General features: G+C 40.5%; 11 protein-coding genes and 11 tRNA genes. 6 read left to right on the top strand and 16 right to left on the bottom strand.

Features of this window, described 5'->3' with window-relative positions:
- Positions 1 to 80 precede the first annotated feature (80 nt).
- Both ACSLUK_RS16530 and ACSLUK_RS16525 read left to right on the top strand, forming a co-directional pair.
- Positions 81 to 1,448, top strand: a complete 1,368-nt coding sequence (locus ACSLUK_RS16530; RefSeq protein ID WP_448549788.1) for an NfeD family protein — start codon at positions 81 to 83, stop codon at positions 1,446 to 1,448.
- The gene (locus tag ACSLUK_RS16525; RefSeq protein ID WP_448549787.1) at positions 1,432 to 2,211 is read left to right on the top strand and encodes a slipin family protein; all 780 of its coding nucleotides are present in this window, start codon (positions 1,432 to 1,434) and stop codon (positions 2,209 to 2,211) included. The genes ACSLUK_RS16530 and ACSLUK_RS16525 overlap by 17 nt, the downstream gene beginning before the upstream one ends.
- Before the next feature lie 459 nt (positions 2,212 to 2,670).
- Here ACSLUK_RS16525 and ACSLUK_RS16520 read toward each other — a convergent pair.
- The 12 genes from ACSLUK_RS16520 to ACSLUK_RS16465 all read right to left on the bottom strand — a co-directional run bounded on the left by ACSLUK_RS16520 (position 2,671) and on the right by ACSLUK_RS16465 (position 7,628).
- Positions 2,671 to 2,757: transfer RNA gene (locus ACSLUK_RS16520), tRNA-Leu, on the bottom strand.
- Positions 2,758 to 3,146: 389 nt separating this feature from the next.
- Positions 3,147 to 3,222, bottom strand: a tRNA-Gly gene (locus ACSLUK_RS16515).
- A gap of 22 nt (positions 3,223 to 3,244) precedes the next feature.
- A tRNA-Leu gene (locus ACSLUK_RS16510) sits at positions 3,245 to 3,331 on the bottom strand.
- A gap of 62 nt (positions 3,332 to 3,393) precedes the next feature.
- A tRNA-Gly gene (locus ACSLUK_RS16505) sits at positions 3,394 to 3,469 on the bottom strand.
- Positions 3,470 to 3,493: 24 nt separating this feature from the next.
- A tRNA-Gly gene (locus ACSLUK_RS16500) sits at positions 3,494 to 3,569 on the bottom strand.
- Between the two features lie 59 nt (positions 3,570 to 3,628).
- Positions 3,629 to 3,715: transfer RNA gene (locus ACSLUK_RS16495), tRNA-Leu, on the bottom strand.
- 4 nt (positions 3,716 to 3,719) lie between these two features.
- Positions 3,720 to 3,793, bottom strand: a tRNA-Cys gene (locus tag ACSLUK_RS16490).
- A 39-nt stretch (positions 3,794 to 3,832) separates the two neighbouring features.
- Positions 3,833 to 3,908 (bottom strand) — tRNA-Gly (locus ACSLUK_RS16485).
- 136 nt (positions 3,909 to 4,044) lie between these two features.
- A complete protein-coding gene (gene pgsA, locus ACSLUK_RS16480) occupies positions 4,045 to 4,626 on the bottom strand; it encodes a CDP-diacylglycerol--glycerol-3-phosphate 3-phosphatidyltransferase (protein ID WP_448549879.1) in 582 nt (193 codons plus the stop codon).
- A 94-nt stretch (positions 4,627 to 4,720) separates the two neighbouring features.
- Entirely contained in the window at positions 4,721 to 6,565 is a 1,845-nt protein-coding gene (uvrC, locus tag ACSLUK_RS16475; protein WP_448549785.1) for an excinuclease ABC subunit UvrC, read from the bottom strand.
- 2 nt (positions 6,566 to 6,567) lie between these two features.
- Positions 6,568 to 7,212 (bottom strand): UvrY/SirA/GacA family response regulator transcription factor, encoded by a 645-nt coding sequence (gene uvrY, locus ACSLUK_RS16470; RefSeq protein WP_448549784.1) that lies wholly within the window; start codon positions 7,210 to 7,212, stop codon positions 6,568 to 6,570.
- A gap of 143 nt (positions 7,213 to 7,355) precedes the next feature.
- Complete coding sequence (locus ACSLUK_RS16465; protein WP_448549783.1) at positions 7,356 to 7,628, bottom strand: RepB family protein; 273 nt, start codon at positions 7,626 to 7,628, stop codon at positions 7,356 to 7,358.
- Positions 7,629 to 7,790: 162 nt separating this feature from the next.
- Here ACSLUK_RS16465 and fabA point away from each other — a divergent pair, with 162 nt between their 5' ends.
- Complete coding sequence (fabA, locus tag ACSLUK_RS16460; RefSeq protein WP_448549781.1) at positions 7,791 to 8,306, top strand: bifunctional 3-hydroxydecanoyl-ACP dehydratase/trans-2-decenoyl-ACP isomerase; 516 nt, start codon at positions 7,791 to 7,793, stop codon at positions 8,304 to 8,306.
- Between the two features lie 69 nt (positions 8,307 to 8,375).
- On the opposite strand, the gene ACSLUK_RS16455 is transcribed toward fabA, so the two are convergent.
- Genes ACSLUK_RS16455 through rlmKL form a run of 4 tightly spaced genes read right to left on the bottom strand, consistent with a single transcriptional unit; the run spans position 8,376 to position 14,409 of the window.
- Complete coding sequence (locus ACSLUK_RS16455) at positions 8,376 to 10,118, bottom strand: DUF3466 family protein (protein ID WP_448549780.1); 1,743 nt, start codon at positions 10,116 to 10,118, stop codon at positions 8,376 to 8,378.
- A 24-nt stretch (positions 10,119 to 10,142) separates the two neighbouring features.
- Entirely contained in the window at positions 10,143 to 12,050 is a 1,908-nt protein-coding gene (gene uup, locus ACSLUK_RS16450) for an ATP-binding cassette ATPase Uup (RefSeq protein WP_448549778.1), read from the bottom strand.
- Entirely contained in the window at positions 12,041 to 12,280 is a 240-nt protein-coding gene (locus ACSLUK_RS16445; protein ID WP_448549777.1) for a glutaredoxin family protein, read from the bottom strand. Before ACSLUK_RS16445 ends, uup begins: the two co-directional genes overlap by 10 nt.
- Positions 12,277 to 14,409 (bottom strand): bifunctional 23S rRNA (guanine(2069)-N(7))-methyltransferase RlmK/23S rRNA (guanine(2445)-N(2))-methyltransferase RlmL, encoded by a 2,133-nt coding sequence (gene rlmKL / locus ACSLUK_RS16440; protein WP_448549776.1) that lies wholly within the window; start codon positions 14,407 to 14,409, stop codon positions 12,277 to 12,279. Before rlmKL ends, ACSLUK_RS16445 begins: the two co-directional genes overlap by 4 nt.
- A gap of 225 nt (positions 14,410 to 14,634) precedes the next feature.
- Between rlmKL and ACSLUK_RS16435 the strand changes: the two genes are divergently transcribed.
- From ACSLUK_RS16435 to ACSLUK_RS16425, 3 genes are all read left to right on the top strand, one after another.
- A tRNA-Met gene (locus ACSLUK_RS16435) sits at positions 14,635 to 14,711 on the top strand.
- Positions 14,712 to 14,797: 86 nt separating this feature from the next.
- Positions 14,798 to 14,874, top strand: a tRNA-Met gene (locus tag ACSLUK_RS16430).
- Positions 14,875 to 15,004: 130 nt separating this feature from the next.
- A tRNA-Met gene (locus tag ACSLUK_RS16425) sits at positions 15,005 to 15,081 on the top strand.
- Positions 15,082 to 15,189 lie beyond the last annotated feature (108 nt).

Genomic DNA, 15,189 nt, shown 5'->3' with positions numbered 1-15,189 from the left:
GCGGACTAAAATGTTTTCACCGGCATATAGTTATCTGCCAGTCAACTATACTAAGACTAAGTGCCTAGATGGAAATAACTATGTCCTTATGGCGAAAAGCTATTGCAATTATTGTATTACTGGTCTCGCACACTATTAGTGCTCAAACTGATGACGCGCTTTCAATGAATAGTGCAACATATAGTGTTCCAGTATTATCGATTGACGGCGCTATTGGCCCAGCGGTGAGTGAATATTTAGTTTCCGAAATCGAGAAAGCACAAATCTCTCCTTATGTACCTTTAATAATCATAACTATTGATACTCCAGGAGGCTTAAGTTCAAGTTTACGGCAAATCAATCAGGTAATATTAAGCTCATCTAAGCCAATCGCTTGCCTAGTACATCCTCAGGGAGCTCGTGCGGCGAGTGCTGGAACTTATATCTTATATGCGTGTCATTTTGCAGCTATGGCACCAGCTACTACGTTAGGCGCTGCGACCCCCGTTAACATGGCCTCACCTACCGCCCCATCTCAACAAGAAAAACCACCGTCAGCGTCTGCAATGGAGAAAAAAGTACTCAACGATGCGATAGCTTACATGCGTTCACTTGCGCAGCTTCGCAATAGAAATGAAGAATGGGCGGAATTGGCAGTATCGGAAGCGGCAACATTAACTGCGCAGGAAGCCTTTGAAAAAAACGTGATCAATTATTTAGCAGATAACCCATCACAACTTCTTAATACGATAATTCAAAGCGGAGAGCTATCAAGTAGCGATAAAGTAATCACGGTAAGTAATACACGTTTGAACAATATTTTACCAGATTGGCGTAACCAGTTTATTTCAACCATTACCGATCCTAACATTGCTTACATATTGCTGATGATAGGTATATACGGGCTAATTCTAGAGTTTTATAGCCCAGGTATCGGCGTTGCAGGTATCACAGGCGCCATTTCATTACTGATCGCCCTATATGCGTTACAGCTTTTACCATTGAACTATTCCGGTATTGCACTACTTTTACTTGGTATTGCATTACTAGTCGTTGAATCTTTAATGCCAAGTTTTGGTATTTGGGGCATCGGAGGCATTATTGCATTTGTGTTGGGGTCGATCTTCTTGATTGACACCGAACAACCAGAATTTGTTGTTTCGTTACCTTTGATCGCCGCATTCGCTTTTGTTTCATTTGCTTTTATTGTTTTCTCGTTAGGCCTTATATGGCGAAAACGAAAAGCAAAAGTTGTATCTGGACCAGAAGAACTAATTGGCGCGCTTGCTATAGCAGAAGGTAATTACGTCGATTCAGGATTCGTCCTATTTAACGGAGAAAGGTGGGCAGCAACATTTAGCCAACCTGTTAACAAAGGGCAGTATGTAAAAATAAATGCCATTGAAGGATTAGTACTTACTACATCGCCTATCGTAACTGAGGAATCATCAAATGGAACAACTACTTAGTAATTTACAAATGTTTCAAGGATTTGTTGTCATACTGTTTATCGCACTATTATTTAGTGCATTTCGCATTCTAAGAGAATATGAACGCGGTGTAATTTTTCTTTTAGGTCGTTTCTACAAAATCAAAGGCCCTGGCTTAATAATTGTCATCCCTTTTATTCAACAAATCGTTAAAGTAGATTTGCGCACTGTAGTTATGGATGTACCAAGCCAAGATGTAATTAGCAAAGACAACGTTTCTGTTCGAGTTAATGCCGTTATTTACTTCCGTGCAATCGATGCACAAAAAGCGATCATCAACGTAGAAGATTATTTGGCAGCTACATCTCAGCTCGCACAAACAACACTGCGATCCGTTTTAGGTCAGCATGATTTGGACGAAATGCTTTCGAGTAGAGAAACGTTAAATAAAGACATTCAGGAAATTTTGGATGCCAGAGCGGAGGGCTGGGGAATCAAAGTGTCTAATGTAGAGATAAAGCATGTTGATCTCAACGAGTCGATGGTTCGTGCCATAGCAAAACAAGCTGAAGCAGAACGAACTCGTCGAGCAAAAGTTATACACGCATTAGGTGAGAAAGAAGCCGCTGAAAAATTAGGGGAAGCAGCAAGTGAACTAAGTGCACAACCAAACGCATTGATGCTGAGATACTTACAAACCCTCACTGAAATAGCTGGAGAGAAGAATTCAACTATTCTATTTCCATTACCTTTAAACCTAATTGACGATTTGTTTCGAACAGGAAAAGACAAAGAACGCTAATTAACTAACGGGATGACAGAGATTTAAATTTTTTTGAATCTTAATACATTGTGTATAGATAGTTAAACTTCTATCGAATGTTAAGATATTTCTGAAAGTCCAAGAATGGTACCGGGGCCGGACTTGAACCGGCACGCTGTTACCAGCGAGGGATTTTAAATCGATCTTGTATTTGCGTCTACCAATGGTAGACCAGGATTTAAATTCTTTTGATTCTAAATAACTTAACCACTGCAAATTAAATTTTAATCAAGTGATGGGAAATTAATGAATATCTAAGAATGGTACCCGGGGCCGGACTTGAACCGGCACGCTGTTACCAGCGAGGGATTTTAAATCGGTCTTGTATTTGCGTCTACCAATGGTAGACCAGGATTTAAATTCTTGTGATTCTAAATAACTTAACCACTGCAAATTAAATTTTAATCAAGTGTTGGGAAATTAATGAATATCTAAGAATGGTACCCGGGGCCGGACTTGAACCGGCACGCTGTTACCAGCGAGGGATTTTAAATCCCTTGTGTCTACCAATTCCACCACCCGGGCATTTTGGGTAATATTTTTATAGTAAGGATTGGTACCCTACTTTTTGTTAGTCCTTCGGACTAATCCTTGTGGTCACTTCCGGCGTCCTGCCTCTCGTGACACTAGTGCATCCTGCACGTCGTCTACCAATTCCACCACCCGGGCATTTTGGGTAATATTTTTATAGTAAGGATTGGTACCCTACTTTTTGTTAGTCCTTCGGACTAATCCTTGTGGTCACTTCCGGCGTCCTGCCTCTCGTGACACTAGTGCATCCTGCACGTCGTCTACCAATTCCACCACCCGGGCATTTTGGGTAATATTTTTATAGTAAGGATTGGTACCCTACTTCTCTAACAAAGCTTTTTCTGCCTGTTTTGATACAAACATTAGTCTTTATGAGAGGAAATTGGAGCGGCTAACGAGACTCGAACTCGTGACATTCACGTTGGCAACGTGATGCTCTACCAACTGAGCTACAGCCGCATAGATAGAGTGATTACCAAAATGGTACCCGGGGCCGGACTTGAACCGGCACGCTGTTACCAGCGAGGGATTTTAAATCCCTTGTGTCTACCAATTCCACCACCCGGGCATTTTGGGTAATATTTTTATAGTAAGGATTGGTGCCCTACTGTGCTCATTACAAGCAAAAGTTGGAGCGGCTAACGAGACTCGAACTCGTGACATTCACGTTGGCAACGTGATGCTCTACCAACTGAGCTACAGCCGCATAAATAACTTTCTTGTGTGTGTTTGGAGCGGCTAACGAGACTCGAACTCGTGACATTCACGTTGGCAACGTGATGCTCTACCAACTGAGCTACAGCCGCTTTATAAAACTACACTATCACTTCCTGTGTTTTCTATTACTACACTGTACATGATGAAATGGTACCCGGGGCCGGACTTGAACCGGCACGCTGTTACCAGCGAGGGATTTTAAATCCCTTGTGTCTACCAATTCCACCACCCGGGCAAAGTGGAGGCGGGTCCCGGAGTCGAACCGAGGTCCACGGATTTGCAATCCGCTGCATAGCCACTCTGCCAACCCGCCGTTTCATCAACTACAGTAGGTAGCATTCCTTAGAAAAATTGGAGCGGCTAACGAGACTCGAACTCGTGACATTCACGTTGGCAACGTGATGCTCTACCAACTGAGCTACAGCCGCTTTATTGATTGACTCCCTGTCAACTGGAGACGCATTCTACATTGAATTTATTGCGAGTCAACCCTTAAATTTCAATTTTGTTTCAACTGGTTAAAAAGCGTCTAAAATGATGCTTTTTTTAACAAAAACTTGTGATTTACTCGCCTTTAAGTTCTGGCCACGCCGCTTTGAAGTATATAATCATAGTCCAAATGGTTAAAATTGTAGCAACATAATAAAAGGCGTATGCAGCAAACATTAAAATTTCATGCGGGAAATCAAAAATAATTAAAGGGATGTCATAATCTGGTTGCCAAATTAGTCCCATAATACCTAACATTTGTGCCGCTGTTTTGTATTTTCCTAGCGTCGACACCGCAACAACATCACGCTTTCCTTTAGAAGACATGAATTCTCTCAGCGCACTAATGAATATCTCTCTTGCGATCATTATCATCGCAGGTACCGATATCCACCAGACACCAAAATCTTCCGCTATCATTATCAACGCAGCAGCAACCATGAGTTTATCAGCTACAGGATCAATAAACGCACCGAATGCAGATGATTGGTTCAACTTACGCGCTAAGTAACCATCTAACGCATCACTTACCGCTGCCAACCAAAAGACGGCAAACGCACCAAAATTATTCCAAGAAATTGGAAGATAAAAAACAATTATAAAAATAGGTATTAGGATGATACGAAATAAAGTTATTTGATTAGGGATTGTCCACATATTTACATTCACTAGCTTTTCTACGTCATTACCATTTCAACGTTAATTTTGATTTGGCAATAAGCTTTTTTGTTCATTCTACACAGATATGAGGCTAATTGTCATGCAAGCTATCATAAATAGTTTTTGCTAACGTCTTACTGATACCCGGAACCTTCTCTAAAGTACTCACATCTGCCTTTTTTACTTCCTGCATCCCACCCAAAAACTTTAGTAGTGCTTGACGCTTTTTGGCTCCTATTCCTGGAATCTCTTCTAGCGTGGATCGTTTTGCTTCTTTTTGACGTTTAGCGCGATGTCCTGAAATAGCGAATCGATGCGATTCATCCCTTATGTGTTGAATTAGGTGAAGTGCTGGAGAAGTGCCTGGTAAATTAATAAGTTGATGACTACCAGCCAAAATAAGCGTTTCAAGTCCCGGCTTTCGAGATTCTCCTTTTGCAACTCCAACGAGTAATGGAGTACTAGGCAAGTTTAATGAGGCGATTACCTCTTCAGCGCGAGCGAGTTGCCCTTTACCACCGTCAATAAACACGATATCTGGTACATTGTCCGACTGTTCAACTTTAGCAAAACGTTTATTTAAGGCAAAAGCCATTGCCGCATAATCGTCGCCTGGCGTTATACCATGAACATTATAACGACGATAATTACTCTTTAACGGTCCCTCTTGGTCGAATACGACATTGGAGGCGACGGTTTGCTGTCCCATCGTGTGGCTAATATCAAAACATTCTATACGTGAGATGTTGCTATTTAACTCAAACACGTCGTTAAGCGCTGAAAATCTACTTAGCATAGATTCTCTGTGGCTATTTCGCGTGACAAGCGCATTTTCGGCGTTGGTTGTCGCGAGCTTTAAATATTGAGCACGTTCCGTTTTAACGTTATGCGAAATTTTCACTTCATATTCAGCTTGCGTCGATAATAGCTTTGCTAATTCTCGCTGATCTTCCAACGCTACAGGTACAACCAATTCTTTAGGTATGGCCATGCCCCCTACTTCATTACCTAAATAATGCTGACTAATAAATGCTTGCACGATTTCGGAAGGTTGAGTTTCGGCAGGCAAAGATGGAAAAAAGCTCTTACTACCGAGTATTTTGTGATCGCGTACAAATAAGACATGAATACTTGCTTGTGACTTTTGTTGGTATAAACCTATCACATCCATTTCAGATGCAATCCCGCTAACAAACTGTTGCTGTTGTACTTTTCTAAGTGTTGCGATTTGATCTCGATATTTAGCCGCTTTTTCAAACGCCAATGATTCACTTGCATGCTCCATTTTTTCGACCAGCATTTCGATGACTTCTGAATTTTTGCCTTTTAAAAATAGCTTCGCTAGTTCTACTTGTTGTTCATAATCATTATCGGAAATTTTATTAACACAAGGTGCGGAGCATCTTTTTAATTGATACTGCAAACAAGGACGACTTCTCGCGCGATAATAGCTATCTTCACATTGCCGAATAGGAAAAAGCTTCTGCATCAAGCGTAAACTTTCCCATACCGCACCAACCGTTGGATAAGGGCCAAAATACTCGCCTTTTACTTTCTTACCGCCGCGATGGGCAGATAGACGAGGATGTTTGTGGGACGAAATTAGAATATAGGGGTATGATTTGTCATCACGAAGAAGGATATTATATTTAGGCTGATACTTTTTGATGTAATTATTTTCAAGAATCAGCGCCTCACTTTCAGTATGTGTAACGGTTACATCTATTGCACATATTTGCTTAACTAAGGCTTTGGTTTTTGTACTGCCAACATCCTTCCTAAAATAACTACTGAGTCTTTTTTTTAGATCTTTTGCCTTTCCAACATATATAACAGTTTGCTCACTGTCATACATGCGATAAACCCCTGCTTGCTCAGTTACTGAAGCAAGAAAGGCTTTCGCATCAAATTGTAGTGTTGAGCTTTCGTTAGACAATACTAAAACTTTTCAGTTTTTAACATCCCATGGCGGATGGCAAGATGAGTCAATTCAACGTCGTTACTTACATTTAGTTTTTCAAACATTCGATAACGATAGCTGTTGATTGTTTTTGTGCTTAATACTAATTGTTCAGATATATCTGGCACCTTTTCACCACGTGTAATCATAAACATGATTTGCAATTCACGCTCAGACAAACAATTAAATGGATTTTCATCTGCAGACTTAAACTGGCTTAATGCCATTTGTTGAGCAATTTCAGGTGTAATATAGCGCTGACCACTATTAACAGCACGAATTGCGTTCACCATTTCATCAGGCCCAGCACCTTTTGTTAAATAACCAGCGGCACCAATTTGCATAACTTTAGTGGGAATAGGATCTTCGCAATAAACAGTAAGCACAATAACCTTAACATCTGGTGCATATCTCAATATTTTTTTGGTAGCCTCTAAACCACCGATTCCAGGCATGTTCATGTCCATCAACACGACGTCTGGTTGAGATTTACGACAAAACTGAACGGCATCTTCTCCGGTTTGCGCTTCACCGATTACTTTTAGGCCTTTAACTTCATCAAGTATTTTTTTTATGCCCGTACGAACCAATTCATGATCGTCGACTAACAAAACATTTATCAAGAGCGTAGCACCTTATAATTTTTTAACCTTCTACTACTGAGCGAATAAGAATATAGTTAATCATCCTGCAAAACAACGATATTTATACATAAACATAACATTAAATATGGAATAACATTTAGATGTGTTTATGTTTTAAACAATTATAGGTTATTTTTATTCAGCCAATTATTTAATAGTCCAATTTGGCCATTTTTATAAGCTGCATATGTCAGTCTAACTGCATTACTCAAAATGTTCGAATCGGTCCAATTGGTTTGTTCCGCTATCAGCTTATAACACTCTAAAGCTTCTGGCGTTAAATAACCACGAACTTCCTGCTTACCTTTTGTTTTTTGCCGTTCTCTATAGCGTTTTTGCTTTTCAGCATTCGTTAGCGCTTTTTTCTTATTATCTTTCTGTAACTTATCTGTCATTTTTCATATTTATATTAGAGTTACGCATAACCGAAGTTTATCGGAAAAACGATAGCTATCAAAGAAATTATTAAAAAAATTAACTGCTCAGAGTTGTTTAGTGTACAGGTGTTCGCTAAAGTAGCGCCTGAATTAAATTCCTTAACATGAAACAGAAGAGTTATGAGCCAAAAAAATTCGTTCTCAAAAGAAGATCTAATCAAAGCCGGTACAGGAGAAATGTTTGGCGAAGGTAATAGTCAGCTACCTTCGGATAACATGCTTATGCTTGACCGCATTATCAGTATTACCGATGATGGTGGTGAGTATGGCAAAGGTGAAATTATCGCAGAACTCGATATTAACCCAGACCTATGGTTTTTCGATTGTCACTTTAAAGGTGACCCTGTAATGCCTGGTTGCCTAGGTCTTGACGCTATGTGGCAGTTAGTTGGCTTTTATCTTGCGTGGTCAGGTGGCCCTGGACGAGGACGTGCATTAGGTGTAGGTGAAGTTAAATTCACGGGACAAATTCTACCTACTGCGAAAAAGGTAACGTACAAAATCACACTTAAACGAGTGATTAAGCGTAAACTATTTATGGGTATTGCTGATGGTACAGTATCTGTTGATGGTAAGGAAATCTACAAGGCAACTGACCTAAAAGTTGGTCTATTCACTGATACGTCTGCATTCTAGTTTTCAGCATGAACTAAGATAAAAAAAGCTCAGCTAAATAGCTGAGCTTTTTTCGTTTCGTTTATCCTATCAGGCCTTTAGAAAACGACGCCCAAAGCCAAACGTGAGCATAGATAACAGTAGGCCAAAACCGAACCCTGCTCCTTGGCGTTCAACTTTCTCTTCAACGGCTGAACAGTCTTCAACTTCACCATCTATTGGCGAAAGCTTAACTGCACGTACAACATCTTCCTGCAATTGAGTGCCGTCCGTATCAAGCATCAGCTCACCTTTAGCATCTCTACGAGGTACCTTGATCAAAGCGGTTGCTGAAATTTCATTATTATCATTGATATGGCGTGCTTCTATAATGGTATATTCAGATTCACATGGTAAGAAGTCATTTAGATTAGTAAACGTATCTGTAGACATATCATATAGGAAGCCGTGGGTTCTACGTGGATTAGTTGAGCTATCATTATGCGTTTCTATTTCACCCTCACCAACAACAAACCCTGCTTGGTTGATTGATCGCGCCGTACTAGATGAACCATTAAAGAAATCTTTAGGGAAAACCATCTGCATATTTTCTTGGTTGGTATCAACATAATAAAACTTGGTGCGCAAACGACCATTAACATAAGTTGTTACATGGCCGACAGCTATACCGTTATCGTTGATATCGTATGCTCTCGAGTCAAAGTATTTACTGTGATCGTCTGTATAATCAACAACTGTACCGTCTTTAAACACTACCGCGTAAATACTGCGAGGTTCATTGTTTTCAGGAGATGTCTCGTTTTCATCCCACCAGCCATGTGCATAACCTACGGCGACACCATGAACGTTAACTGCCTGCGCAAAGCTTACATATTCGCGCCTATCATCTGCATGAGGTGTTACAAGATAACCTAATGCTTCAGACTCTACTTCACCTGTTTCATCAATTATCCACTTGAATGCTTCTGAGTTATACATTCCATCACGGATATTTTGAATACATACCTCTAAAGGCAAGTCATCAAGTACATTAGGGTCTGAACAGCCCCCAGTATCATCATTTATTACGTCTACAGCATCTTGGTCGACACTGGTACTTGCATAACCGACTGCAATTCCATTCTCGCTTATATCAAGAATCGCAGACTCACCACCATGTTCGTGCTCTGGAGGCAAGAGTTCGATAATCGTCTGACCATTATCAGGAGAGAAGAAACCACGCGTTTTAAAATCACGCACCCAATGCGTTACTTCATCGCCATCACTTTCCGTAAAGTCCATTGGCATATAAGGTGCAGAACCATTACCATAAACCCAGCCTTGGTTAGTGATACCATTTATGTAGTCAGTGGTCGAGCGGGTGTATAGCTCTGTACCTGCCAATTTTTGGTCAAACACATGAAAGTCTTGTGTTTCACCTCCGCTATTGGTCATGGCAACTACATCGCCAACTTTTTGATATAAAGAAGATGTGATCCCTTCAAGGTATCTAACTACCCATGCTAAATCATTCGCTGTTGGGTTGCCTTGCCTAAGCGCATTTTCATCTTGAATATTTTCAAGTTCATGAACATTTTCATGCTGCTGGTCGGCTAAACGGACAATGTTGTCGTAGTCGCCCTCGTCGAAATATTGATATTGAACAGGAAAGTTATATACATTTGTGCCAGAGATTGCCATCTCACCACTGTTATTTTCTTGCTGAGCGTAGGTATATTTAAATCGCTCTGCCGCTCCCTTATCGATGACCTTATATGTTGCCGCGTTAACAAATCCTGTTGTTAAAGCCGTGGTAACTCCAATAGCCAATAAAGACTTTACAAATTTATTCATGAAACTACTTTTCTCTTAATCTTTTTATATTTCGTCCAATTCTTGCCATCGTTGATAGCAGGACTCGAGCTTTGACTCTTTTTCTTGTAACTGGTTCAAAATTTTAGCGGTTACTTCAGATTCTTGACTAAAGAAGTCTGGTTGATTAACGCTTTCTTGCAGATTAGCGATTTCTTCTTCCAATAATTCGATTTCTTGAGGAAGTGACTCTAATTCACGCGTTTCTTTATACGACAATTTCCGTTTAGCAGGCGCTGACGTTACACTACTTTCTTTTTTAGTTTCTTTCTTCGCTTGTTTTACCGGCGCAGCTGATTTTTCACGCTGCAATGCCTTTTCAGCTAAATAACTATCGACGTCATCATAACCACCAACAATCTGATTTATTTGACCACTTCCATCAAAGTAAAGGCAAGTGCTAATACAATTATTTACAAAATCACGATCGTGGCTCACTAAAATAACGGTTCCACTGTAATTTGCAACGACTTCTTCTAACAATTCGAGTGTTTCGATATCCAAATCGTTCGTTGGTTCATCGAGAATGAGCAAATTACTCGGCCTTAAGAACAAACGCGCTAACAATAAACGGTTTTTTTCTCCACCAGATAAAGCTCGCACGGGCGTTCTTGCACGTTTGGGGCTAAATAAAAAGTCCTGCAGGTAACCAAGCACATGACGCGTACGCCCGTTTACCGTAACTTCCTGTTTGCCTTCAGCGACAGTGTCTTGTACCGTTTTGTTCGGATCTAGTTGCTCTCTATGTTGGTCAAAATAGGCAATATCCAAGTTAACACCAACACGCATTTTGCCACTGGTTGGTTGTATTTGTTCCATCAGTAGTTTAATTAAAGTTGATTTACCTGTACCGTTTGCGCCAATCAACGCTAAGCGATCACCGCGAGTAATAAGCAAATCTAAATTGTCGATTACTCGTTTGTCACCAAAGTGCATACAGAGATTTTCTGATTCAAAAACAAGTTTTCCAGAGCGGTCTCCGTGCGAGATATTAATATCCCCTTGTCTCTTGATATCTCGTCTTTGCTGGCGCTCAACACGTAGCTTTTCAAGCGCTCTTACTCGCCCTTCGTTACGTGTACGGCGAGCCTTGATGCCTTGTCGGATCCACGTTTCTTCCTCAGCAAGCCTTTTATCAAATAGCGCGTTCTGCGTTGATTCTACTTGTAGATCGTGCTGCTTTTGATCAACGTAAACATCGTAATCTCCCGGGTAGCTAGTCAGTCGACCTCTATCTAGATCAACAATACGTGTTGATAACCCTCTGATAAATGCCCTGTCATGACTGATGAAAACAATCGTTCCAGAAAAGTCTTTCAAGAATTGTTCTAGCCAAAGAACGCTGTCAATATCTAAGTGGTTAGTGGGTTCATCTAGCAGTAACACATCAGGATCAGTCACTAACGCCTTAGCTAATGCTAGTTTTCTTAGCCAGCCACCAGATAGATCCGATACAGATTTATCTGGATCTAAATGCAATTTACTCATTACTTGTTCAATGCGTTGTTCATCTTGCCAGGCATTTGCCTGTTCAAGTTGCTGCTGAACATCCGCCAAAAGTTGCAGATTTGTCTCACTTGGATCTTCGGTTACTTTATGCACCAACTGATGATAACGGCTAATTAGCTCCGCATTTGCCTTAACACCTTGAGCAACAAATTCAAAAACAGAAAGATCGCACGACTCGGGTGGATCTTGCTCCAACATGCCGAGTCTTACATCATTTGAAATTATGAATTGGCCGTCATCTAGGTGTTGTATACCCATCAAAACTTTCAATAACGACGACTTTCCAGCACCATTACGACCTACAAGACAAACACGTTCTCCACTGTTGATGCGTAAATCGGTATTGTCGAGAATCTTATCTTCGCCAAAAGCTAATTCCGCGTTTGTAATCCTAATTAATTCCATTGTGTTACAAAAACCTCAACTTCTTCTGCCGTAAATGGCCAGTATAACTCGCTTGTACTTGCTATGTGCTTTAATACCGGAATGTGAACGCCATATTGCTCAACAAGTTTGTCATCAGAGACAATATCTATATGTGCCAATCCGTCTTTAATAATTGGAGAGCATATCTCGTCAGCCAATTCACAAAGATGGCATCCCTCGCTCCCGTATAAAATAAACTGTTTTATCATTTCTTTTTAATAAGCCAACTATTATGAATATGTTTGTTACGTTGGAAGTCTTTATCTCGTGTAAGTTCACTTATCGGCTTAACGGTAGCACCCAACGATTCCATCGCATCAAAATCCATTTTAAAATTGCGTTTGTTGTTGGTAAATATCAATTCACCACCTTCAGCTAGCGAAGCAAGGCCATCGCTAATCAATGCTACATGGTCGCGTTGAACATCAAAGCTACTTTCTTCCATTCGCTTTGAATTTGAAAACGTGGGGGGATCAATAAACACTACATCGTATTTGTCTGTGTTTTGTTTTAGCCATTGTAAGCAATCAGCTTGTATGAATTGATACTTATGACCAACCAAATTATTCAATCTGAAATTATCTTCTGCCCATGATAAATACGTTTTAGACATATCAACCGTAGTTACAGAAGATGCACCGTGAAGTGCTGCATGTAAAGAGACTGACCCCGTGTATGCAAAAAGGTTAAGTACAGATTTTCCATTCGACTTGCCAGCAACAATCTGACGCGTCTTACGATGATCTAAAAATAGGCCTGTATCTAAATAATCCCACAAATTAACCTTTAGCTTTGCGCCGTACTCATGGACGATAATCTCACGTTGGCTTTTGTCTACTTTTTGATACTGATTCGCCCCGCGTTGCTTTGCTCTGGTCTTTAGGACAACTTTGCTCGTTGGTATATCCAAAACTTTCGGCGTGAAATATATAACTTCCTGCAAACGCTTCGCTGCTTTTTCCTGGTCGACCGTTCCTGGCGCCGCATATTCTTGTATAACAACATATTCGCCATATATATCTATAGCAACGTTGTACTCCGGAATATCTGCATCATATAAGCGATAACATTCAATATTTTCTTTTTTGACCCAACTTTTGAGCGTTTTAATATTTTTCTTTACTCTGTTCGCAAACGAAGATTGAGATTCATCAAAGTGAGTTTCAGGGGCCAGTGCATCTTTTTGACTTTGTTTTTCATCTATATTATAAAGCGCAAGTTGGCAATCCAGAGGACCATTCTTAAATTTATAGCGTTTAAAGCTTGCTAACTTTAGCATCGACAACAATTCAATGTTTGCCGTAAAAATTGCTACCCGCCATTCATTAAACTGTTGCTTAAGCTTTTGCCCTAGTATAACGAAGCTTTCTACTAGTTCAGGAATTTCTCCAATTCGCTCCCCGTAAGGCGGGTTAAACAATATAGTACCTTGCTGACCAAACTGATTATTCATCTTATTGGTATCATTGCACTTAAACTCAATGAATTGTTGAATACCCGCCATGCGCGCATTCTGTTGAGCAGTTTTAATAACACGACTATCAATATCAATACCAAATACTTTAACTTTGGCATTGGCTAAGTTTTCATTTGATTCAGTGATTGTGGTTTTTAAAACATCCTGCCAAGTGGACTCATCGTGATTCAGCCATTTTTCAAAGCCCCACTTTTCTCTTTCTATACCAGGTGCGATACCTGAAGCCATTGATACAGCTTCAATCAATAAAGTACCTGAACCACACATAGGGTCAACTAACGGTTTAGATGTGTCTAGCAACCAACCACTACGCATTACTAGCGCAGCCGCCAAATTTTCCTTAAGTGGTGCCGCGCCACTATGCTGTCGGTATCCACGCTGAAATAAAGCTCGTCCTGAAAAATCCAAATAGAAAGACACCATGTTTTTTAACAAACGTGCTTGAATACGGATATCTGGATTAACTTTATCTACATTTGGACGTTCAAGGCCAGCGTCGCGAAAATGATCAACAATCGCGTCTTTCACTGTTAATGCGCCAAACTGACTGTTTCGAATATCACTACTCTTACCAACAAAATCTACAGCGAAATAACTATCACTGTTGAACCAGTTCGACCACTCTACTGATGAAGCAGCTATTTGTAGCGCTTTAACTGAGTCGCAATCAAACTGTTCTATTTTCAACAATATGCGGCTAGCCAAACGCGTCCATAAACAGATCTTATATGCACTGTTCAATTCAGCAGAAAAATAAACACCTTCCGGCTTTTGCGTAATATCTGAAGCACCTAATTTTTGGAGCTCTTCAGCGAGCAGGATTTCAATCCCAGGAGAAGTTAATGCAAGAAATTGCAGCATTGTATGTATCCGAACTTTATGATGCCGCGATTATATACAAACTAGCGAAGGACATAAACTCTATTACATCAAAACTCACTGTTTAACAGCTATACTTAAACTATTGAACGTATTACGTAGAAATATGAATCAATATGGCTAAGATTTAAGCCAACAAACAATTAATTGATAAAACCTGTTGCATTATGGAACGAGTATCCTTAAGATACGCCTCGTTTTCACGGACGCGGGATGGAGCAGCCTGGTAGCTCGTCGGGCTCATAACCCGAAGGTCGTCGGTTCAAATCCGGCTCCCGCAACCAATTCTTCCCATAGCTAATATGGTTTAACGAATTGGCTAATCGTAGCCGTGAATACAATGTGGTACTTGCTAAAGAAGTACATCGGACGCGGGATGGAGCAGCCTGGTAGCTCGTCGGGCTCATAACCCGAAGGTCGTCGGTTCAAATCCGGCTCCCGCAACCAACTTTTACTATTTGTAAAGACACGTTTAAGCGAAGGTGACGGTTAAAATCTAGCTCTCGCAACCAATTCTTTAAGAATGAATTAAAACTTCTTAGGCTTGTTTAATGCACTTTGCATTGAACCATTCGGACGCGGGATGGAGCAGCCTGGTAGCTCGTCGGGCTCATAACCCGAAGGTCGTCGGTTCAAATCCGGCTCCCGCAACCAATTCTTGAGAAATTCTATTTTTATTACCTCCCTTTTTTAGATATTGATCTTAAATTGTTCCAATCTTTAAACGTTTGCTTAGCTCATCGGGCTCAGCTCTCTTATAAA

Source organism: Thalassotalea fusca (genome assembly GCF_053485835.1).
This window is presented reverse-complemented; position numbering and strand designations above follow the sequence as displayed.